The sequence below is a fragment of the Bradyrhizobium sp. 27S5 genome (assembly GCF_037217225.1).
Taxonomy (GTDB): domain Bacteria; phylum Pseudomonadota; class Alphaproteobacteria; order Rhizobiales; family Xanthobacteraceae; genus Bradyrhizobium; species Bradyrhizobium septentrionale.
In genome coordinates, this window is record NZ_CP147714.1 from 7,726,050 (window position 1) to 7,746,988 (window position 20,939).

24 protein-coding genes are annotated in these 20,939 nt (G+C 65.0%); 10 read left to right on the forward strand and 14 right to left on the reverse strand.

The window, feature by feature from the left end; translation table 11 throughout:
- The first annotated feature begins 211 nt into the window (after window positions 1–211).
- Window positions 212–1,315, forward strand: coding sequence for an NAD(P)/FAD-dependent oxidoreductase (locus tag WDM24_RS36440; protein ID WP_338829154.1), 1,104 nt, complete (start codon window positions 212–214; stop codon window positions 1,313–1,315).
- Between the two features lie 86 nt (window positions 1,316–1,401).
- Here the strand turns inward: WDM24_RS36440 and WDM24_RS36445 are convergent, their stop codons facing one another.
- The gene (locus tag WDM24_RS36445) at window positions 1,402–1,587 is read right to left on the reverse strand and encodes a YdcH family protein (protein ID WP_029085524.1); all 186 of its coding nucleotides are present in this window, start codon (window positions 1,585–1,587) and stop codon (window positions 1,402–1,404) included.
- Between the two features lie 240 nt (window positions 1,588–1,827).
- Between WDM24_RS36445 and WDM24_RS36450 the strand changes: the two genes are divergently transcribed.
- Window positions 1,828–2,034, forward strand: a complete 207-nt coding sequence (locus WDM24_RS36450; protein ID WP_029085523.1) for a YdcH family protein — start codon at window positions 1,828–1,830, stop codon at window positions 2,032–2,034.
- A 115-nt stretch (window positions 2,035–2,149) separates the two neighbouring features.
- Here the strand turns inward: WDM24_RS36450 and WDM24_RS36455 are convergent, their stop codons facing one another.
- Window positions 2,150–2,320 (reverse strand): hypothetical protein, encoded by a 171-nt coding sequence (locus WDM24_RS36455; RefSeq protein WP_224741866.1) that lies wholly within the window; start codon window positions 2,318–2,320, stop codon window positions 2,150–2,152.
- Window positions 2,321–2,517: 197 nt separating this feature from the next.
- Here WDM24_RS36455 and WDM24_RS36460 point away from each other — a divergent pair, with 197 nt between their 5' ends.
- On the forward strand, window positions 2,518–2,727 hold the full coding sequence (locus WDM24_RS36460; RefSeq protein ID WP_338829155.1) for a hypothetical protein: 210 nt from the start codon (window positions 2,518–2,520) through the stop codon (window positions 2,725–2,727).
- 17 nt (window positions 2,728–2,744) lie between these two features.
- The gene (locus tag WDM24_RS36465; RefSeq protein ID WP_338829156.1) at window positions 2,745–2,996 is read left to right on the forward strand and encodes a hypothetical protein; all 252 of its coding nucleotides are present in this window, start codon (window positions 2,745–2,747) and stop codon (window positions 2,994–2,996) included.
- A 3-nt stretch (window positions 2,997–2,999) separates the two neighbouring features.
- Here WDM24_RS36465 and WDM24_RS36470 read toward each other — a convergent pair whose 3' ends face one another.
- Window positions 3,000–3,731, reverse strand: coding sequence for a GGDEF domain-containing protein (locus tag WDM24_RS36470; RefSeq protein ID WP_338829157.1), 732 nt, complete (start codon window positions 3,729–3,731; stop codon window positions 3,000–3,002).
- 145 nt (window positions 3,732–3,876) lie between these two features.
- Between WDM24_RS36470 and purE the strand changes: the two genes are divergently transcribed.
- Together purE and WDM24_RS36480 are read left to right on the forward strand one after the other, a co-directional pair.
- The gene (gene purE, locus WDM24_RS36475) at window positions 3,877–4,365 is read left to right on the forward strand and encodes a 5-(carboxyamino)imidazole ribonucleotide mutase (protein ID WP_029085519.1); all 489 of its coding nucleotides are present in this window, start codon (window positions 3,877–3,879) and stop codon (window positions 4,363–4,365) included.
- Window positions 4,362–5,465 (forward strand): 5-(carboxyamino)imidazole ribonucleotide synthase, encoded by a 1,104-nt coding sequence (locus tag WDM24_RS36480; RefSeq protein WP_338829158.1) that lies wholly within the window; start codon window positions 4,362–4,364, stop codon window positions 5,463–5,465. Before purE ends, WDM24_RS36480 begins: the two co-directional genes overlap by 4 nt.
- Window positions 5,466–5,542: 77 nt before the next feature.
- Here the strand turns inward: WDM24_RS36480 and aqpZ are convergent, their stop codons facing one another.
- Window positions 5,543–6,262: an aquaporin Z gene (aqpZ, locus tag WDM24_RS36485; protein WP_166214015.1), complete on the reverse strand. Its 720-nt coding sequence runs from the start codon at window positions 6,260–6,262 to the stop codon at window positions 5,543–5,545.
- 264 nt (window positions 6,263–6,526) lie between these two features.
- Here aqpZ and rpsU point away from each other — a divergent pair, with 264 nt between their 5' ends.
- Both rpsU and WDM24_RS36495 read left to right on the forward strand, forming a co-directional pair.
- Window positions 6,527–6,823 carry a 30S ribosomal protein S21 gene (rpsU, locus tag WDM24_RS36490; RefSeq protein WP_029085516.1) on the forward strand — a complete coding sequence of 99 codons (297 nt, stop codon included), beginning with the start codon at window positions 6,527–6,529 and terminating at the stop codon, window positions 6,821–6,823.
- A 248-nt stretch (window positions 6,824–7,071) separates the two neighbouring features.
- Complete coding sequence (locus WDM24_RS36495) at window positions 7,072–7,611, forward strand: tetratricopeptide repeat protein (protein WP_338829159.1); 540 nt, start codon at window positions 7,072–7,074, stop codon at window positions 7,609–7,611.
- Between the two features lie 33 nt (window positions 7,612–7,644).
- Here WDM24_RS36495 and WDM24_RS36500 read toward each other — a convergent pair whose 3' ends face one another.
- The 10 genes from WDM24_RS36500 to WDM24_RS36545 form a co-directional block, all read right to left on the reverse strand.
- Window positions 7,645–8,571 carry a hypothetical protein gene (locus WDM24_RS36500; RefSeq protein ID WP_338829160.1) on the reverse strand — a complete coding sequence of 309 codons (927 nt, stop codon included), beginning with the start codon at window positions 8,569–8,571 and terminating at the stop codon, window positions 7,645–7,647.
- 252 nt (window positions 8,572–8,823) lie between these two features.
- Window positions 8,824–9,108: a cupin domain-containing protein gene (locus WDM24_RS36505; RefSeq protein ID WP_338832512.1), complete on the reverse strand. Its 285-nt coding sequence runs from the start codon at window positions 9,106–9,108 to the stop codon at window positions 8,824–8,826.
- 14 nt (window positions 9,109–9,122) lie between these two features.
- Window positions 9,123–10,220, reverse strand: coding sequence for an ionic transporter y4hA (locus WDM24_RS36510; RefSeq protein ID WP_338829161.1), 1,098 nt, complete (start codon window positions 10,218–10,220; stop codon window positions 9,123–9,125).
- Window positions 10,221–10,275: 55 nt separating this feature from the next.
- Entirely contained in the window at window positions 10,276–11,094 is an 819-nt protein-coding gene (locus tag WDM24_RS36515; protein ID WP_338829162.1) for an alpha/beta hydrolase, read from the reverse strand.
- Between the two features lie 15 nt (window positions 11,095–11,109).
- The gene (locus WDM24_RS36520; protein WP_338829163.1) at window positions 11,110–11,244 is read right to left on the reverse strand and encodes a hypothetical protein; all 135 of its coding nucleotides are present in this window, start codon (window positions 11,242–11,244) and stop codon (window positions 11,110–11,112) included.
- Between the two features lie 47 nt (window positions 11,245–11,291).
- Window positions 11,292–12,689, reverse strand: a complete 1,398-nt coding sequence (locus WDM24_RS36525; protein WP_166214012.1) for an NAD(P)(+) transhydrogenase (Re/Si-specific) subunit beta — start codon at window positions 12,687–12,689, stop codon at window positions 11,292–11,294.
- 43 nt (window positions 12,690–12,732) lie between these two features.
- Complete coding sequence (locus WDM24_RS36530; RefSeq protein WP_016841609.1) at window positions 12,733–13,050, reverse strand: proton-translocating transhydrogenase family protein; 318 nt, start codon at window positions 13,048–13,050, stop codon at window positions 12,733–12,735.
- An 11-nt stretch (window positions 13,051–13,061) separates the two neighbouring features.
- A complete protein-coding gene (locus WDM24_RS36535) occupies window positions 13,062–14,186 on the reverse strand; it encodes a Re/Si-specific NAD(P)(+) transhydrogenase subunit alpha (RefSeq protein ID WP_338829164.1) in 1,125 nt (374 codons plus the stop codon).
- Between the two features lie 142 nt (window positions 14,187–14,328).
- Entirely contained in the window at window positions 14,329–14,481 is a 153-nt protein-coding gene (locus WDM24_RS36540; RefSeq protein WP_029085508.1) for an aa3-type cytochrome c oxidase subunit IV, read from the reverse strand.
- A 260-nt stretch (window positions 14,482–14,741) separates the two neighbouring features.
- Window positions 14,742–16,658: a M3 family oligoendopeptidase gene (locus tag WDM24_RS36545; protein WP_338829165.1), complete on the reverse strand. Its 1,917-nt coding sequence runs from the start codon at window positions 16,656–16,658 to the stop codon at window positions 14,742–14,744.
- Between the two features lie 145 nt (window positions 16,659–16,803).
- Here WDM24_RS36545 and WDM24_RS36550 point away from each other — a divergent pair, with 145 nt between their 5' ends.
- Window positions 16,804–18,294 carry a sigma-54 dependent transcriptional regulator gene (locus WDM24_RS36550; RefSeq protein ID WP_338829166.1) on the forward strand — a complete coding sequence of 497 codons (1,491 nt, stop codon included), beginning with the start codon at window positions 16,804–16,806 and terminating at the stop codon, window positions 18,292–18,294.
- A gap of 307 nt (window positions 18,295–18,601) precedes the next feature.
- The gene (locus WDM24_RS36555; RefSeq protein WP_338829167.1) at window positions 18,602–20,878 is read left to right on the forward strand and encodes a L,D-transpeptidase family protein; all 2,277 of its coding nucleotides are present in this window, start codon (window positions 18,602–18,604) and stop codon (window positions 20,876–20,878) included.
- Window positions 20,879–20,939 lie beyond the last annotated feature (61 nt).

Below are 20,939 nucleotides of genomic sequence, written 5' to 3' on the forward strand. Positions count from 1 at the left end.
ATCGGGTAAACGCGTAGGGATGCAACCGGAAAATGCGACTTAATATACGGCAATTGCCCTGACATGATTAATGCTCCACTAACAGGGCATGGCTCCCCCAACTATTCGAGATGGCCCAAGCACTTGCTCAAATGCGCCGGATCGGCTGAACGATGCTGGCGCAGGGCGGCCAGCCTGCAATGCGTGGAAATATTCGGACCTGAAGGACGAGATGGACAGGGTTGATTGCGTGATTGTCGGTGCGGGGGTGGTCGGCCTCGCCGTGGCGCGCCGGCTGGCACAGGCCGGCCGCGAAGTGATTGTGATCGAGGAGGCTGAGGCGATCGGCACCGTGACCTCGTCGCGAAACAGCGAGGTGATCCACGCCGGCATCTACTACCGCGCCGGCAGCCTGATGGCGCGGATGTGCGTCAGCGGCAAGCGGGCGCTCTACCGCTACTGCGCCGAGCACGGCGTCCCGCACAAGAATTGCGGCAAGCTGATCGTCGCCACCACAGCTGCGGAGACCGAGAAGCTGCAGTCGATCCGCTCGCATGCCGAGGCCAACGGCGTCGACGACATGCAGCTGTTGTCGGGCGAGGCGGCACGTGCGCTGGAGCCGGCGCTGAATTGCGACGCCGCGCTGTTGTCGCCCTCGACCGGGATCATCGACAGCCATGCCTATATGCTGGCGCTGCGCGGCGACGCCGAGGCCGCCGGCGCAGCATTCGCGTTCCATACGCCGCTGCTGCACGCCAGGGCCACCGCCAACGGGTTCGAGATCGAGGCCGGCGGCGCGACGCCGATGACGCTCGCCTGCGACCTCCTGGTCAATGCCGCCGGCCTCGGCGCCACGGCGGTCGCCCGCGGTGTCGAGGGCATGCCGATCGAATTGATTCCAACGGCATATTTGGCCAAGGGCAATTACTTCAGCTGCAGCGCCCGTGCGCCGTTCTCGCGCCTGATCTATCCGGTGCCGGAGCCCGGCGGGCTCGGCGTGCACCTGACGCTCGACATGGCCGGACAGGCAAGGTTCGGCCCTGACGTCGAATGGATCGATCACATCGACTACGCCGTCGATCCGGCGCGGGCCGAGCGGTTCTATCCGGCGATCCGGAAATACTGGCCGACCCTGCCGGATGGCGCGCTGATGCCGAGCTATTCGGGAATCCGGCCCAAGATCGTGCCGCCCGCGGTGGCGACCCAGGATTTCCTGATCCAGGGGCCGGCCGACCACGGCGTCGCCGGCCTGATCAACCTGTTCGGGATTGAATCACCCGGACTGACGTCATCGCTCGCGGTCGCCGATCATGTCGGCGACCTGGCCGAGCTCTGAGCATACGCAGCATAGCCTGCCGGGGGATGGTCGCGCTCAAGCGTCCATCCGGCGGCAGATAAGCTTGGTTGATGTTGGTGGGGGAACTAGTGGACCGTATCGTCCGCGGAACTCTTCAACCGCTCGATTTGATCCTTGACCATCAACTTGCGGCGCTTCAGCTCGCAAATATGCAGGTCGTCGACTGAGGGGTGCACGAGCGCTTCGTGCAGTTCGTTTTCGAGTATTTTGTGCTTACGCTCCAACTCAACGAGATGGGCCTGTATTGCCATTGCGAACACTCCTCGGTGCGTTAAACCTCAGGTTCGATCCGGACTCCCGAGTGTACACAAGTGGACGGCGCTGTCGACGGGGAAAGCGAAATGCCGCATGCACGTGTTTCGGTTTATCTGTAACCAATCGTGACTATGGAACCGGTTCGGCTTGCGCGGCGCGCGCGCAGGGAGGATATTCCAGCAAGCGGCTGCTTCGGCCGCAGCAATCTCATCGTGCTTATCAGTTAATACACAACCATGAACGATCAGGATGAGCGCGAACTCCACGCCGAGCTCGCGCGTCTGCAACAAGAGCACCGCGACCTCGATGCCGCGATCGACGCGCTGCATCAGTCTCCGGCGCCGGATCTCCTGATGCTGCAACGCTTGAAGAAGCGGAAGCTGCAATTGCGCGATCGCATCGCCTTCATCGAAGACCAGATCACGCCCGACATCATCGCCTGATGCGCGCAGCGCGCGGTTCGGCGACCCGATTCAAAATCAGACGGCAGTTTTCCCCGTCATCCACAGTTCGCGTGCCGGCTTCACATTCGTGGCACCGGCGGGGAATGAGGCTAGATCAGGACGGGCCGCTTCGCGGTCGCTTCGGCCGTGGCACCACGAGCCGCAGGATCGACTTGCACCCCGGGCACTGCAGGGCCATCGCCTCGTAGTCGCTGTTCAGCATCTCGGCGCCGATCCAGCGCCTCGTGAGATCGCAGGACTCGCAGCGTTGCTCTAGGTCGTCCATACGCCGTGCTTCCGAACTGTGCGGGCGGTGTGCACGCTATCGTGCATATGAAGTCTACATCGTTAAGAAGCGATTAGGAAAGCGGCTGTCCGGGCCGTTGCGGGCGATCACTCGCGAAGGCGGAAGCATGCTTGACTCCGTAAGAACAAAATAGGAACATACTGGTCCAGCCGCCAGCCATGAGAGGGAGTTTCGCCATGTCCGCACCGCCTTCCCAGCCCGAGCACAGCCACTACGAGAAGGCCTGCGATCAGGCGATCGCGATGTGCGATGGCAACCTGCGCAGCACCATCAAGGCGCTGATCATGGCCAATGAATATCTGGAAGCCGAGCTCGAGGAATTGCAGGCCGCGATCACCGCCGGCTGCGTTCCGGCGCAGAGCCAGGCGGCGAGCGACGCCGCTTAACATCCGGAGCACCAGCGATGACCGATGTCACCTACTACGTGGCGTTGCCCTTCATGCAGGACGACGACGGCACGCCGGTCGCCGGCAATGCCGAGGAATGCCAGAGCTCGGCGATCGCACTACGCCGTGCGGAGACGATGTCGCGAATACCCGGCAGCATCGGCGCGGTCGCATTCAGCCGCACCGGCGATCCTGCGATCGGCGAATTCGGCGACGCCAAGCTGTTACGGGCCTACGGCAACGTGCCGGAGGATCTGAGCGCGCTCTAATCCCTAGGATTCGTGGCGCCGCTGCGCCTTGCGCACATACATCGCCCGGTCGGCCTCATCGAGGACGCGCTCGACATCCGAATGTGTGGTGAGGATCGCCACCCCTGCGGAGGCGCCAGCAGAAACGTGGTTGCCACGGAACATGAAGGTCAGGCGGTCGATCGCCTCCTCCAGCGCCGCGGCCTTGGCCCTCGCATCGGTCTCGCTGAGATTCCACAGCAGCACGGCAAACTCGTCGCCGCCGAGACGGCCGACCACGTCGGACGCACGCACCTGATCCGATATCGCGGCAACGATCGCCTTCAGCACCTCGTCGCCCGCTGCATGCCCGAAGCTGTCGTTGATCGGCTTGAGACGGTCGACGTCGAGCACGATCAGCGCGCCGGAGGCGTGATAGCGCTTGATGAAGGAGAGCCAACGGGCGAGCTCGCGCTCGAAGCCGCGCCGGTTCAGGATGTCGAGCAGGAAGTCGGTCTCGGACGAGGCCTGCAGCTCCTCGATCCGGGCCTGGGCCCGCGCCAGCTGTGCCCGCAGCCTGCGGATCGTCGATTTGTCGCCGGATGCGACCGCCCCGCGCGTGGACGCTTCGGTTCCAGCCCGTCTTGTTCCAGCCTTTTTGCTTCCGGCCTCTTTACGTCCAGCCTTGCCCGGCCCGGATTTGCGCGCGGCCGTCGTGCCTTTGCGTCGTTTCGATGGCCCCGAGGCGGCCGCCGTCGTCTTCTTCTTCATGCGCATCCTTGTTGAGGCCTGCTTATGAAGGCTTGCCGGGATTCACCAAGACAGGATAGTCCATTCTAACTCCCTTGCCACGCCTTGGATGACGCCCGGGCCGCCCCTATAATCGGCCTATGCTTTTGGATTCCTGCACAGAATTGAAGAGATGACCGCTCCGATCGCCATCATCATGGGAAGTCAGTCCGACTGGGAGACCATGCGCCACGCCGCCGACACGCTGGCTGCGCTCGGTATTGCCTGCGAAACGCGCATTGTTTCGGCCCACCGCACCCCCGATCGGCTCTATGCCTTCGCCAAGGGCGCCAAGGCTGCCGGCCACAAGGTGATCATCGCCGGCGCCGGCGGCGCGGCCCATCTGCCGGGCATGGCGGCCGCGCTGACGGAGCTGCCGGTGTTCGGGGTTCCCGTCGAGTCGAAGGCGCTGTCCGGCGTCGATTCGCTCTATTCGATCGTGCAGATGCCGGCGGGGATCCCGGTCGGAACGCTCGCGATCGGCAAGGCCGGCGCGATCAATGCCGCCTTGCTCGCGGCAAGCGTGCTCGCGCTCAACGATGCTGCTTTGGCGGGCCGGCTTGCGGCCTGGCGCCAGCAGCAGACCGACGCGGTCAAGGACCATCCGGAGGGCACGGCGTGACGGCTTCTGATACAGTGAAGCTGAAGCCGGGCGACACCATTGGAATCCTCGGCGGCGGACAATTGGGCCGGATGCTGGCGATGGCCGCAGCGCGCCTCGGGCTCCGCTGCCAGGTGTTTTCGCCGGACCCGGACTCGCCCGCCTTCGACGTGGTGCAGAACGCGACCTGCGCGGAATATGCCGACGTCGAGGCGCTCGAACTGTTCGCCAACGACGTCGACGTCGTCACCTATGAATTCGAGAACGTCCCGGCCGCGACCGCCATGGTGCTCGCCGCGCGACGCCCTGTGCTGCCGGCGCAGAAGATCCTCGAGACTACGCAGGACCGGCTGATCGAGAAGGATTTCGTCAGCAAGCTCGGCATCGGCACCGCTGATTATGCCGACGTCTCCTCGGTCGCGACGCTGCGCGCGGCGATCGAACGGATCGGCCTGCCCGCGGTGATCAAGACCCGCCGCTTCGGCTATGACGGCAAGGGCCAGGCGATCATCCGCGACGGCGACGACCTCGAACAGGTCTGGCAGGACCTCGGCACCAAGTCGGCGATCCTCGAGGCCTTTGTGCCGTTCGAGCGCGAGATCTCGGTGATCGCGGCGCGCTCCGCGTCCGGCGAGGTCAAGTGCTTCGACGTCACCGAGAACGAGCATCGCGACCACATCCTGAAGATGTCTCGCGCGCCCGCCGCAATCCCCGAGGAGCTAGCCGCGCAGGCGCGGGCGATCGCCGAAAAGATCGCCACGGCGCTCGACTATGTCGGCGTGCTTGCAGTGGAGATGTTTGTCGTGCCCGGCAATGGCGCGGCGACGGTGCTGGTCAACGAGATCGCGCCACGCGTGCACAATTCCGGCCATTGGACGCTCGACGGCGCCTCGATCTCACAGTTCGAGCAGCACATCCGCGCGATCGCCGGCTGGCCGCTCGGCAAGCCGGTGCGCCATGGCGAGGTCACCATGACCAACCTGATCGGCGACGATATCCTGAGCTACGAGCAGTGGCTCACCGTCCCCGGCGCCACCGTGCATCTCTATGGCAAGGGCACGCCGCGCCCCGGCCGCAAGATGGGGCACGTCATCGAAGTGACGCCGCCCCGCAAGCCTTGATCCGCCACGCTTCGCAGCGGCATTCGCGACAGATCGATGGAAACGGGATCGTGGCAGCCACGATCCCGTTTTGCCGGTCAGGTCTTGACGCCGGCGACGACACCGGTCGGCTCGTCGCTGAGCCAGCGATAGATCACGCCGCCCAAGGCACCGCCGATCAGCGGTGCGACCCAGAACATCCAGAGCTGCGCCACCGCCCAGCCGCCGACGAACAGTGCCGGCCCGGTGCTGCGCGCCGGGTTCACCGAGGTGTTGGTGACGGGAATGCTGACCAGATGGATCATCACCAGCGCAAGGCCGATCGCGAGCGGCGCGAAGCCGGCAGGCGCCTTGCCATGGGTCGATCCCATGATGATGAACAGGAACATCATGGTCATCACCACTTCGGTGATGAAGCACACCACCATGCTGTACTGGCCGGGTGAATGCGCGTCATAGCCGTTGGAGGCGAAGCCCTTGCTGACATCGAAGCCGGGCGCGCCGCTGGCGATCACATAGAGCAGCCAGGCCGCGATGATGGCACCCACGACCTGCGCGATGATGTAGGGCAGCACCTGGCCGCCCGGAAAACGCCCGCCCGCAGCCAGCCCGACCGTGACAGCCGGGTTGAGGTGGCAGCCCGAGATATGGCCAATCGCATAGGCCATGGTGACCACGCTGAGCCCGAACGCCAGTGACACGCCGACCAGGCCGATGCCGACCTGCGGAAAGCCGGCCGCGATCACCGCGCTGCCGCAGCCGGCAAATGTGAGCCAGAACGTACCGATGGCCTCGGCCGCGTATTTCTTCATCGCCATGTGGCATCTCCCCTATTTCCAATGTCCGAAGTTCTCAAAACTCCGGGAACGGCCCCCATCCCGGCGCCAAATCACCCAAATCAGGGCCGCACAAAGGCATTTTCGCCCCATTTCGTGGCTTTACTAGGCCCGAAAGTCACTCGACCGGTGGACATCTGCGCGTTTGTCTGATACATGCGCGCGCCTAGGGTTAAGAGGCAGGCCTTTTGCCGCCCCTTCACCTCGCCAGAATTCCGAACCGATCAATTCAAAAGAGGATGCCGCGTGCAGGTTCTCGTCCGCGATAACAATGTCGACCAAGCTCTCAAGGCGCTGAAGAAGAAGATGCAGCGCGAGGGCATTTTCCGCGAGATGAAGCTCCGCGGTCACTACGAAAAGCCCTCTGAGAAGAAGGCTCGCGAAAAGGCCGAAGCCGTGCGCCGTGCACGCAAGCTGGCGCGCAAGAAGCTGCAGCGCGAAGGCCTGCTGCCGATGAAGCCGAAGCCGGTGTTTGGCGCTGGTCCGGGTGGCGATCGCGGTGGCCGTCCTGGTGGTCCGGGCGCTGGTCGCGGCCCCCGCTGAACCGTTTTGCAGATCTGGAAGTCTAACAGCGCGGGCCCCGGGCCCGCGTTGTCGTTTTGAAGCGAGCCTCGTTCCGGGGTACCAATGCAAAATTACCGGCAGGAGCGTTTTGCATAATGGCTGCTTCGGCGCTCCGCCCCCTTCCCCCAGGACCAGTACATCCAGGGACTGCGCACCGCCGTCGCGCATCGCAACTCATCATCGTTGCAGTGGCTCTCGGCCTGCCGCTCGGAGGCTGCTCCTTCGACTTGGGATCATGGGGCCCGAACGACAAGCCGAAACCGGCTGCCACCGCCGACAAGCCGGCTGCCGACACGATCACGCTGCAGGACATCAACAGCGCCAAGGATCACGCCACGCGCGGCCAGATGCTGGCGCATTCCGGCAAGCTCGACGAGGCGCAGGCCGAATTTGAGCAAGCGCTGACGACCGATCCCTACAACATCCAGGCTCTGTACGGCCGTGGCCTGATCTATCAGGGCCGCGGGCAACATCAGCAGGCGATCGACGATTTCACGGCGGCCAGCGGGCTGTCGCCGCAGAAGGCCGAGCCTCTGGTCAGCCGCGCCACGAGCTACCTCGCGCTCGACAAGGCCAACCAGGCCGTCGCCGATCTCGACGAGGCCGTGCAGGCTGATCCCAACAATGTTGCGGCGTGGAGCGCGCGCGGCCAAGCCTATGAGCGTCTCGGCGACAAGGCCAAGGCGGCGGTGTCCTATAATCGCGCGCTGGCGCTGCGGCCAAGGGACGAGACCGCGCGCAGCGGGCTGGCGCGCACCGGCGGATAATTGAATTGTTCGGCTTACTTCGGCGAGTTCGGCTTACTTCGGCAAGACGGCGTGGAACATCGACTTCATGCCGGAGAACACGTCGTCGGTCACCGAGGTGCGCTCGTTGGTCCGCTCGTTCTTGGGCGCCGGCATGGCGGCGTCGGCACGCAGGTCGAGCGGGGCCTGCAGCACCGGAACAGGAATATCGGCCGGCGGCGTCAGCCGGTTCGAATCCCGGTTCGAATCTCGGTTAGAATCTTGGGCGCTGGCGGCGTAGGGCGGACGCGGCTGCGAGGATTGATCGGCATTCTCGCCGGACGGGTTCGACACCATGATCGGCGGCGGCAACGGCCGGATCGCCGACGCGGCGGCCGGACGCTGCTGGTCAGGCAGCCGGGCAAGATCGGTGCGTGCAGCGTCCTGCGGACGCTCCTTGCGCAACCGCTCGATGGCGGCGCGGGCAAGATCGTTGGCGTCGCGGTTTTCCTCAGGCGTGACCGCGGCCTCGGCCGGCGCGGCTGACGTCGCAGGAGCGGAAGGCTGCGGCGCGGCAGCTGGCGCCGCCTTCGCGACCGCCTTAGGCGCCACTGGATGATGGCGCGTATCGGCAGGGATGCTGGCGGTATCGGCCGGCGCATCAGGCTTTACGTCAGCAGCCTTGGGGTCAGCAGATTTGGGGTCGGCCGGCTTCTCGGTGACGGTGGCCTTCTCGGACGCGGAGCGCTCGATCAGCGTGCGCTCGGACATGCCCTTGGCCTTCACGCCGGCTTCCGGGAGACTGCTGACCACGGTGGACTTTTCGGCGGGCTTGGCGGCGGCCTTCGGATCGGCTTTGGGATCCACGGCGGCGGTCACGGCTGCGGCCGCCGGCGCTTCCGGCCTGGCCACGATGTAGTGATTAACGATGTACGCCCCGATGATGGTCGCTGCCACCGAGGGTAAGATGTCCATCACGAATTTCTTCAGGTAACTCAGCATGACCTGCCACTCCCCGCCCCGGTATTTCATGCTGGAACTTTGAGGCACATTCAGGGATCAACTGCGACGGATCGGTGGCAAACCCCCGTTCCGCCGTCACCTTTGGTGTCATCTTGGTTTCAGCCGGAGGCGCCCCCTGCGCAGGCCGCATCCGCCTGCTAGATCATCGTGCAGCCGTTAACGGGTTATGAATTTCCACAGCCCCGCAGGCTCGGACCTGCCATTCGGCGCGCGCAGGGTTAAGGCGCCGCGTCAGGGCTTGAGTTCGACCTCGAGGAACACGATCTCGCTGGCCGTCTCGTTGAGCACGTCGTGCTGGACCCCGGCCTTGCGGAAATAGGACTTGCCGGCGGCGAGCTGCGCCTTGGAGCGCTCGCCGTTCGGCGCCACGATCGTCATCTCGCCCGCCGTGATCGGAACGATGACGTAGTCCATCTCATGGGTGTGGTGGCCAGTGGCGCTGCCCGGCGCGAGCCGCCACTCGGTCACGCGGACCTCCGCCGCATCCACCTGAACGTCCGATTTGGCGCTGAGCATCGTCATTCTCTCCACTACGGTACGAAAACCATGAACACGAACACGGCGAACACCACCATGTGAACGAGCCCGAACAGGATGTTGGTGCGGCCGGTTCCGAAGGTGAGCATGCTGACCATGAAGGTGAGCAGCAGGATCAGCATATGCTGGTTGCTGAGCCCGAGCACCAACTGCTTGTCGAGCGCATAGGCGGCAACGGCCACGGCGGGAACGGTGAGCCCGATGGTGGCGATCGACGAGCCGAGCGCGAGGTTGATGCTCTTCTGCAGGTCGTTCTTGCGCGCCGCCGCCACCGCGGCAACGCTTTCCGGCAACAGGATCAGCGCCGCCACGACCAGGCCGGCAAAGGCCGGCGGCGCCCCGATCTTGACGGTGACGACATCGACCACCAGCGAGAACTTCTTGGCCAGCAGCACCACCGCCAGCAGGGAAGCCAGCAGCAGGACAACGCTGATCACCGTCATGCGGTCCGACATCACCTCGCCATGCGCCGCCGCCTCATTGGCGCCGCTGACGAAATAGTCGCGGTGGCGAATGGTCTGGGTGTAGAGGAACACCGCATAGAGCAGCAGGGTCACGACGCTGATGACGGCGAGCTGGGCCGTGGAATAGACCGGACCCGGCGCAGTGAGCGTGAAGTTCGGCATATCCAGCGTGATGGTCGCGAGCACGAACAGCACGCTGAGGTAAAGGTTGGCGCCGGTGATCTGGAAATCCTGCTCGCGGTAGCGCAAGCCGCCGATGAAGATGCAGAGCCCGACCAGGCCGTTGCAGACGATCATCACGACCGCGAACACGGTGTCGCGCGCCAGGGTCGGGGCCGGCGTGTCGCCCAGCATGATGGTCGAGATCAGCGCCACCTCGATGATCGTCACCGCAAGCGTCAGCAGCAGCGTGCCGAACGGCTCGCCGATCCGTTCGGCAATCATCTCGGCGTGGTGGACGGCCGCAAACACGGTGCCGAACAGGATCACGAGCAGCACGGCCGCGAACAGCCAGCCAGCCGCGGACGGCGCGAAGGCGTAGCCCGACGCCGTGACCGCGACGAACAACAGCATCGCCAGAACGGGATACAGCCAGGACGACCGTGGCATCGGTACGTGTGCGCTCATGTCGTCAGCCCCCTCAATTCGACCGGCCCGATTATGCGACAGACGATCGCCGCCGTCAGCCTTTTGCGGCGTCGATAAACCGCCTCGCCGTCTCCATCGCACCGAAATCGTCGAGATTGTCGTGCCCGCCCCCGGGCAAACGCACGAACTGCTTGGGCTCACGGGCGAGACCGAACAGGCGCTCGCCGAAGCGGATCGGGATCACCGGGTCGTTCGTACCGTGCATGATCAGGAGCGGCGCGGTGACGCCGGTGATTCGCCGGTCGGAATGGAATTGATCGCGCATCAACAGGCTGACCGGCACATACCAGAAGTGCGCGCCGGCGACGTCGGCGGTCGATGTGTAGGGCGCCTCCAGGATCAGGCTGCCGATCGGATGTTCGGCGGCGAGCGCGACCGCGACGCCGGTGCCGAGCGAGAATCCCCAGGCCACGATCTGCTCGGCGCGGTAGCGCGCGGTGGTGAACGCGTAGGCCGCCGCGGCGTCCTGCAGCAACCCCTGCTCGCTCGGAGATCCGCTCGACCCGGCGTAGCCGCGAAACGACAGCGCCACCAGCCCGGTGCCGTCGGCCGTGACGGCCTTGAAGCGCGCCACGCGGCCGGCAAGGAAATCGCCATTGCCATGAAAGAACAGCACCACAGGCCGGCCCGGCTTCGCCGGCACATGCCAGACGATGACCTTCTCGCCGTCGGCCGTGGTCAGGACATGCTCTTCGGCCTCGGGAAACCCGGCGGCGGCCGGCGCAGTGCGCCCGACCGGCGGGATCGGAAACAGCAATTCGCGCTGCTTGACGAACAGCACCACGAGCCCGCCGAGATAGACGACGACCGCGGCGATCACGAGCCATTTCAGGATTGCGAGTGCCAGCGCCATCACCGGTGGCCGCTTCTATGTCTTGCCGCGGCGCTTGCGCAGCTTCTCGACGTCCGCCTTGATGCCGTCTGGCACCGGCCGGCATGAACACGCCGCCGCATGCACGACATGCCACTTGATGCGCTGCTCGCGCGTGGCCCGGGGCGGCATGCGATGGGTTCGATGCCACTCCCGGTTCAGCACCATCGCGGGCCGCCCTACATCGCCTTGACGATGTTCTCGGTGACCTTCTTGGCGTCACCGAGCAGCATCATGGTGTTGTCGCGGTAGAACAGCGGGTTGTCGATGCCGGCATAGCCTGACGCCAGCGAGCGCTTGATGAACATCACGGTGCCGGCCTTCCAGACCTGCAGCACCGGCATGCCGTAGATCGGCGAGGTCTTGTCCTCTTCCGCCGCCGGGTTGGTGACGTCGTTGGCGCCGATCACGAAGGCGATGTCGGCCTGGGCGAACTCGGAGTTAATGTCCTCGAGCTCGAACACCTCGTCATAGGGCACGTTGGCCTCGGCCAGCAGCACGTTCATGTGGCCGGGCATGCGCCCCGCCACCGGGTGAATGGCGTATTTCACTTCGACGCCTTCCTTCTTCAGGATGTCGCCCATCTCGCGCAGCGCGTGCTGGGCCTGCGCCACCGCCATGCCGTAGCCGGGCACGATGATGACCTTGGAGGCGTTCTTCATGATGAAGGCGGCATCGTCCGCCGAGCCGAGCTTGGCGGGCTTCTGCTCGCCCGAGCCGCCGCCCGCGGCCGCGGTCTCGCCGCCGAAGCCGCCGAGGATCACCGAGATGAACGAGCGGTTCATCGCGTGGCACATGATGTAGGACAGGATCGCGCCGGAGGAGCCGACCAGCGCGCCGGTGATGATCAGCGCCGAATTGCCGAGCGTGAAGCCGATGCCGGCCGCGGCCCAGCCGGAATAGGAGTTCAGCATCGAGATCACGACCGGCATGTCGGCGCCGCCGATCGGGATGATCATCAGCACGCCGAGCGCCAGCGCGATGATGGTGATCAGCCAGAAGTCGAGCGCGCTGCCCGACAACACGAGGCCGACGATGAAGAACACCAGCGCCAGCGCCAGCACGATGTTGATGACGTGGCGGAACGGCAGGATGATCGGCGCGCCGCTCATCCGGGCCGACAGCTTCAGGAATGCGATCACCGAGCCGGTGAAGGTCAGCGCGCCGATCGCGACGCCGAGCGACATCTCGACCAGGCTCTGCGGATGGATGTTGCCGGGCGTGCCGATGTCGAAGGCTTCAGGCGCATAGAACGCGCCGGCGGCGACCAGCACGGCGGCCATGCCGACCAGCGAGTGGAACGCGGCGACGAGCTCGGGCATCGAGGTCATCGGCACGCGGCGCGCGATTACCGCGCCGATGCCACCGCCGATCGCGATCGCGACGATGACCAGCAGCCAAGCCACGCCGTCGGCCGGCGGATGGCTCGCCAGCGTGGTGGCGACCGCGATCGCCATGCCGATCATGCCGAACATGTTGCCCTGGCGCGACGACGCCGGGCTCGACAGGCCGCGCAGCGACAGGATGAACAGCACCCCCGCCACGAGATACAGAGCAGCAGCCAGATTGGCGTTCATCTCAGGTCCCCCTTTGTCTTCGTCACCCCGAGGTGCACGCCGCTCACTTTGCTTTCTTCTTGTACATCGCCAGCATGCGCTGGGTGACAAGGAAGCCGCCGAAGATGTTCACGCAGGCGAAGATCAGCGCGACGAAGCCGAAGCCGCGGGCCCAGCCCGAGCCGCTCGACACCATGCCGACGCCGACCGCGAGCAGCGCACCGACCACGATCACCGACGAGATCGCGTTGGTCACGCTCATCAGCGGCGTATGCAGCGCAGGGGTCACCGACCACACCACGAAATAGCCGACGAACACGGCGAGAACGAAAATCGACAGCCGGAACACGAACGGATCGACGGCCTGCGCGAGATGCTCCATGGCTTCTCTCCTTACTTCGGCTGGAAGTTGGGATGGATGACGGCGCCGTCCCTGGTCAGCGCGGTGGCCTTCACCAGCTCGTCGTCCCAATTGACCGCGAGCGCCTTGTTGGCCTTGTCGACCATCGTCTCGATGAACGAGAACAGATTGCGCGCATACAGGCTCGAGGCCGAAGCGGCGACGCGGCCGGCGACATTGGTGTAGCCGACGATCTTGATGCCATCGGTCTCGACGACCTCGCCGGGCCTGGCGCCCTCGACATTGCCGCCGCGCTCGACCGCGAGATCGACCAGCACCGAGCCGGGCTTCATCGATTTCACCATCTCACCGGTGACCAGCATCGGCGCCGGACGGCCCGGGATCAGCGCGGTCGTGATGACGATGTCCTGCTTCTTGATGTGCTCGGCGGTCAGCGCGGCCTGCTTGGCCTGATACTCCTTGGACATTTCCTTGGCGTAGCCGCCGGCGGTCTGCGCGTTCTTGAACTCCTCGTCCTCGACGGCGAGGAATTTGGCGCCGAGCGATTCCACCTGTTCCTTGGTGGCGGGGCGCACGTCGGTCGCGGTGACGACGGCACCGAGCCGCCGCGCGGTCGCGATCGCCTGCAGGCCGGCAACGCCGACGCCCATCACGAACACTTTCGCGGCCGGAATGGTGCCGGCGGCGGTCATCATCATCGGGAAGGCACGGCCGAAGGCTTCGGCGCCCTCGATCACAGCCCGGTAGCCGGCCAGGTTGGCCTGCGAGGACAAGACGTCCATCACCTGGGCGCGGGTGATGCGCGGCATCAATTCCATCGCGAAGGCGGCAATGCCGGCATCGGCCATCGCCTTCAGCGCAGCATCATTGCCGTAGGGATCCATGATCGCGATGACCAGCGCACCGCGCCTGTACTTCGAGAGTTCGGAGGCCTCGGGCCGCTTCACCTTGATGATGATGTCGGCGTCCTTGAGCGCATCGACGCTGACGGTGGCGCCAACCGCGGTGAACTCCGAATCGGGTAGGCCGGACTTGATGCCCGCGCCCGGCTCGACCGCGACCTCGGCGCCGATCGCCTTGAACTTCTTGATGGTGTCAGGCGAGACCGCAACCCGCGGCTCGGACGGATCAATTTCCTTGGCAACGGCAATCTTCATGGGCCCTCCGGCGGCGCGAGCCGCGCACGCGTCTTCAAACTAGCGTTATTTTCGCCAGATTGGATACCCGGTTTTTACATCCGGGTTCGATCAGGAATTCTGGCACCGCCGCGGGACGGCGATGCCGGTAGCCGATCAGGGATCAGACCAGGAAATACGCCATCAGGGCGAGAATGATGGCGACGGTGATGCTGCCGTATTTGACCAGGATGAGAAACCCCTCATAGGTCTGCTCATGCGCCACGTAGTCGTTGCCGTCGGCCGTCGTGTAGGCCACTTCGCTATGGTCTGCCATCGCTGTCCCCAGTCAGAAATTCGCGTTCTGCGAGCCATTACCGCAAACGGGTTGGCAGGGCAACGGCGCGGTCCCGATCGGGTGATTTGAAGCGCAAATCGTCCCCGGCCCGGACGGTCGAGCGACGGCCAGCGCCGCCGCGGGGGCAGGATTGATCTCCCAAACGCGGGCGTCATGGAAAGATCATGCCGTCAGGCGCAAAAACGCCGAATGACCCTGCCCGAAGCACGGCCAACCGTGCGGCGGAAGGCCGTTTGGCTTCATCCCATCGCCTCCAGCTCGTCGATCATGCCGGCGATGACGGACAGGCCGCCGTCCCAGAATTTGGGGTCCTTGGCGTCGAGCCCGAACGGCCGCAGCAGCTCGGAATAATGCTTGGTGCCGCCGGCCGCGAGCATGTCGAGATAGCGCTCGGCGAATCCGTCGGACGCATGCTCGTAGACCGCATAGAGCGAGTTCACCAGGCAATCGCCGAACGCGTAGGCATAGACGTAGAACGGCGAGTGGATGAAATGCGGGATGTACATCCAGAACGTCTCGTAGCCCGGCTTGATCTCGATCGCCGGCCCCAGGCTCTCGCCCTGCACGCTGAGCCAGATCTGGCCGATCCGCTCGGCGGTGAGCTCGCCGTTCTTGCGCTCGGTATGAACCGCGCGCTCGAACGAATAGAACGCGATCTGCCGCACCACGGTGTTGATCATGTCCTCGACCTTGCCCGCGAGCAGCGCCTGGCGCTGCTTTGCGTTCCTGGTCTGGGACAACAGCCGCCTGAAGGTCAGCATCTCGCCGAACACGCTCGCGGTTTCCGCCAGCGTCAGCGGCGTCGGCGCCATCAGCGCGCCGTTCTTCGCCGCCAGCACCTGATGCACGCCATGGCCGAGCTCATGCGCCAGCGTCATCACGTCGCGCGGCTTGCCCTGATAATTCATCAGCACATAGGGATGCGCCGACGGCGTGGTCGGATGCGAGAACGCGCCGGGCGCCTTGCCGGGACGGACCGGCGCATCGATCCAGCGATCGGCGAAGAAGCGCTCCGCGATCTCGGCCATCCGGGGCGAGAAGCCGTTATAGGCCGACAGCACCATGTTGCGCGCCTCGGGCCAGGCGATGGTGCCGGTCGCGGCAAACGGCAGCGGCGCGTTGCGGTCCCAATGCGGCAGCTTCTTCTTTTTGAACCAGCCGGCCTTCAACGCGTAATAGCGGTGCGACAGTTTCGGATAGGCCACGCGCACCGAGGCGACCAGCGCATCGACCACCTCGCGCTCGACGCGATTGTTGAGATGGCGGGAGTCCGCGACGTCCTGGAAGCCGCGCCAGCGGTCGGAAATTTCCTTGTCCTTGGCGAGCGTGTTGGTGATCAGCGCGAAGGTGCGCTCATTGTCCTTGAAGGTCTTGGCGAGCGCCTGCGCGGCGGACTTGCGCTTGTCCCCCGCCTTGTCCTGCAACAGGTTCAGCGTCGGCTCGATCGCGAGCTCCTTGCCTGAGACCTTGAAACGCAGGCCGGAGATGGTCTGGTCGAACAGCCGGTTCCAGGCGGCGTAGCCGCTCTGCGCCTTTTCGTGGAACAGCTGCTCGACGCGATCCTCGAGCTGGTACGGCTTGTCCTTGCGCAGATCCTCGATCCACGGCCGGTAATGGCCGAGCGCGGGTTCGGCCATCGCGCGCTCGATCACGTCATCGTCAACGCGATTGAGCTCCAGCGCGAAGAACAAGAGATACACCGACGCCGCCGTCAGCCGCTCGGACACATCGCCATAGAATTTCGAAATCGCGGGATCGACGCTGTCGCCGGCATGGACGAGGCCGGCATAGGAGCCGAGACGGCCGGCCAGGTCGTCGATCGCCTCGTAGCGCCTGACTGCCTCGGCAAGCCACCTCCCGCCGCCCTCTTTGGCGGTATTTTCGGCAAGCTTGCCCTTGTAATCGGTCTCAAACGCGACGCAATCTGCATCCATTTTCTGCAGGTCGCGGGCGACTTCTGGCGCGTCGATACCGGAGTAGAGATCTGCCAGATTCCATTCCGGCAGCTTGCCGGTCTTGCCGGCCGGCTGTTTCGCCGCCGGTCCGGTTGCGGCCGGCTTGCGTTGCGCGACCGTCTTGCGCAACGCGGATTCCTTGCGGAGGGCTGCCTTGCTGAGAGCAGACTTGTTCGGAGCAGATTTGGAGCGCGAGGTCATCTTGTTCGAAACCTTAGTTCAGTCGGAAAGATGTCGGCGGCGGCGGCGGAATGAAAGCGGGTTTGCAACGTTTAAGAGTGCGTTAATCGGCATCGGCGACAGTGCCCCGATTCGAGACAAATAAACGTAGCGTGCGGGGAAAACCATGGCTGCCACCATTTTGATCGCCGATGATGACGCCGTACAGCGTCGTTTGGTAGAAAACATGGTGCAGAAGTGCGGCTATGAGCCCCTCGTCGTGGACAGTGGCGACGCGGCGATAGCGGCACTGACCGCATCCGAGACGCAGGCGATCGACGCCGTCGTGCTCGACCTCGTGATGCCGGGCCTTGACGGTCTCGGAGTCCTCGCAAAAATTCGTGAAGCTGGTTTGACCATCCCGGTCATCGTGCAGACCGCGCATGGCGGGATCGACAATGTGGTATCGGCGATGCGCGCCGGCGCCCAGGATTTCGTCGTCAAGCCGGTCGGCTTCGAGCGGCTGCAGGTATCCCTGCGCAACGCGCTCAACGCCTCCGCCCTGAAGGGCGAATTGCAGCGCATCCGCCACAGCCGCGAGGGCCGGCTGACCTTTTCCGACATCATCACCCGCAGCGAGGCCATGGCCGGGGTGCTGCGCACCGCGCAGAAGGCCGCCTCCTCGACGATCCCGGTGCTGATCGAGGGTGAGTCCGGCGTCGGCAAGGAACTGTTCGCGCGCGCCATCCACGGCAGCAGCGAACGCAAGGCCAGGCCGTTCGTCGCGGTGAACTGCGGTGCGATCCCGGACAATCTCGTCGAATCGATCCTGTTCGGCCATGAGAAGGGCGCCTTCACCGGCGCCACCGAGCGCCACCAGGGCAAGTTCGTCGAAGCCCATGGCGGCACGCTGTTCCTCGACGAGGTCGGCGAATTGCCGCTGGCGACGCAGGTGAAACTGCTGCGCGCGCTGCAGGAAGGCACCGTCGAGGCGGTCGGCGGCCGCAAGCCGGTCAAGGTCGATGTCCGCATCATCTCGGCGACCAACCGCAAGCTGCTCGATCTCGTGAAGGGCGGCCAGTTCCGCGAGGACCTGTTCTATCGGCTGCACGTGCTGCCGCTGACCATTCCCGCGCTGCGGCAGCGCCGCGAGGACATTCCGCATCTGCTGCGGCATTTCCTGGCGCGGTTCTGCGCCGAGGAAAACCGCAACATCACCGGCATCAGCGGCGAGGCGATGGCGCATCTCGCCCAGCTCGATTGGCCGGGCAACATCCGCCAGCTCGAGAACACGGTGTACCGCGCCGTGGTGATGAGCGATGCCGACCAGCTCGGGCTCGCCGATTTCCCGCAGGGGTCGGCGCATCCGGTACCGGAGGGCAAATCCTTGCAGGGCGAGCCGCTGGTGGTGTCGCCGTCCACGGCACCCGCCATGATATCCGGTAACGAAATACCGGTCGCACTCCCCCTCCCGACCGCGGGTGGCCTCCCGATGCTCAATGCCGCGGGCGAGGTGCGTCCCCTGGAAGATCTCGAGAACGAGATCATCCGCTTCGCGATTTCGCATTATCGCGGACAGATGTCGGAGGTCGCGCGCCGCCTCAAGATCGGCCGCTCGACCCTCTACCGCAAGCTCGACGAAGCTGCGGCCGGCACGCGCACAAGCGACGCCAGCTAGGCGCAGGCGCCGGCAAGACCATACCAGGGAACCTTTTGAACCGTGTCCCGGCGGTGACAGACAAAGGCTGTGCCGCGTGGCAAAAACGCACGGCCCGAGCGAAATCAGCTGCTTCGAGGTCAGTTTGTCGTGAGTTGCCCCGCATGGCGCTGGCTGCATAAGAGGGGCAAATGTATCGTCTGCGTCAATTGCGTTGCAGGCGTGCGAGTCGATCGAAGAGCCGGCGCTTTCGCGCAAGCTATGAAACCAAATACTGACTTGAACTGTTCCAGAGAGCGAGGGGCAGTTCCACCCAGGGGGTGCGATAATGCGTGACTGTTCGAACCACCGTCGAGGATTTGACCGCGTATTGATGGCCGTCGCGGCGACCTTCCTCACGGTGTCCGCGACCTCAGCCTTCGCGCAGGACACGCCTCACTCCAGCGCCTCGGAACTCGCTATCGACGCCGCGATCCCGCGCCCCGAACCGGCCAATGTGCCGCCGCCCACCGCAAGCGATTTCAAGGCCGACACCACCGCCGCGCTGCCCGACTCAGCCAAGCCGGCAGATGTGAAACCGGCCGGCGTGCAGGCCACCGAGGCCAAACCTGCTGATGCCAAGCCAGTTGACGCCAAACCGGCAGAGCCCAGCACGGCCAAGGCCGCCGAGCCGAAGCCCGCCGATGTCGCCACGACGCCGGCGACGACGCCCGCCGAAGCGCCCAAGACGGATACTGCGAAGACCGATCCTGCGGTCGCGCCGCCTGCGGCAGCACCCGCCCCTGCAACCGCAACAGCGCCTTCGGCAAGCCCCGCGCCGGCGACGGCCGCGGCTCCGGCTGCCGAGCCCGCGAAGGCTGCGAGCAACGTTGCCGCCGAGGATCAGCCGGTTGCCGACAGACTGCGCGAACAGCTCGCCAGCAAGTCGCTGCGCACCTTCGATCGCAAGAACGAGCGCGCGGCGGCCGAGAAATTCTATTCGGCCCGCGACTACGCGCCGGTCTTCACCAAAGCCGGCAAGCTGACCGAAGCTGGCAAGGGCGTGATCGCTCGCCTCAAGGACGCGGCCGCCGACGGCCTCGATGTTTCAGACTATCCGGTGCCGGATTTCGCCGCGGCCACGACATCAGATGCGCTGGCCGACGCCGAGCTGAAGCTCGCGGCCAGCATGCTGGACTATGCACGCCAGGCCCAAAGCGGTCGCATGCACTGGTCGCAGGTGTCGGCTGATATCCTTTATCCGGAGCACCCGATCGATCCGGCGGAAGTGTTCGCCCATGTGACCTCCGCCAAGGACGCCTCCGCCGCGCTCGACAGCTACAACCCGCCGCAGAAGCTCTACAAGGAGCTGAAGCAGAAGCTCGCCGAGCTGCGCGGCCAGGGCGACGGTCCGGTCATCACGATCACCGACGGCCCCGCGCTGAAGTACGTGCCGGCGCGCAAGAAGCAGGCCGCGGTCGAGATGGACGATCCGCGCGTGCCGGACCTGCGCAGCAAGCTCGGCGTCACCGAGAATGCCGACAGCACCAAGTATGACGCGACGGTCGCGCGTGCCGTGGAGAAATTCCAGAACAGCGTCGACCTCAAGCCATCAGGCGTGCTCGACGAGCGCACGGTCAAGGCGCTGAACAGTCCGAAGCGCGACCGTCAGATCGACACCGTGATCGTCAATATGGAGCGCTGGCGGTGGCTACCGCGCCAGCTTGGCGCCGCCAATGTCGGCAACGCCTATGTGATCCTCAACATCCCCGACTACACGCTGAAGGTGATGCAGAACGGCGCGCAGGTCTGGACCACGCGCGTCGTGACCGGCAAGCCCGGCCAGCACGCCACGCCGCTTCTGACCGAGACGATGAAGTACATCACGGTCAACCCGACCTGGAACGTGCCGCCGTCGATCATCTACAACGAGTATCTGCCGGCCCTGCAGCAGGATCCGACGGTGCTGCAGCGCATGGGCCTGAAGCTCGAGCGCAACCGCGACGGCTCGATCCACATCTCGCAGCCGCCGGGTGAAGCCAACGCGCTCGGCCGCATCCGCTTCAACTTCCCGAACAAGTTCCTGGTCTATCAGCACGACACGCCGGACAAGAACCTGTTCGCCAGGGACGAGCGCGCCTTCAGCCACGGCTGTATGCGCGTGCAGAACCCGGATCAGTACGCTTCGGTGCTGCTCAACATCGCGATGCCGAACGACCATTACACGCCGGAGAAGATCCGCAGCATGTACGGCTCGAGCGAGATCGACCTGAAATTCGCGACGCCGATCCCGGTCAACATCACCTACCAGACTGCGTTCGTGGACGACGCCGGCAAGCTGCAAATCCGCCGGGACGTCTACGGCCGCGACGCCACCATGCTGTCGCTGCTCAAGAACAGCCGCGGCAAGGATCTCGAGACGGTGGTGGCGCACGCCCAGCCGAGCTATTCGCGTCCGCCGAGCAGCAGCCTGCCCCCGGGCGTCAACGTCGCCGGCGACAACAGCGGCTTTAATTCCTCTGGACCGAACTTCTTCGAGCGCCTGTTCGGGGGATTCGGACAGCCGGAGCCGCAGCCGGGCCGCCGCGGCCAGGCCCAGCAGCAGCGCCGGGTGATCACCCGCTAAGCTGTTTCTCCGGCCAGATTGAGATAAATTTTGAAGTAAAATCAACGATCTCGCTCAAAAG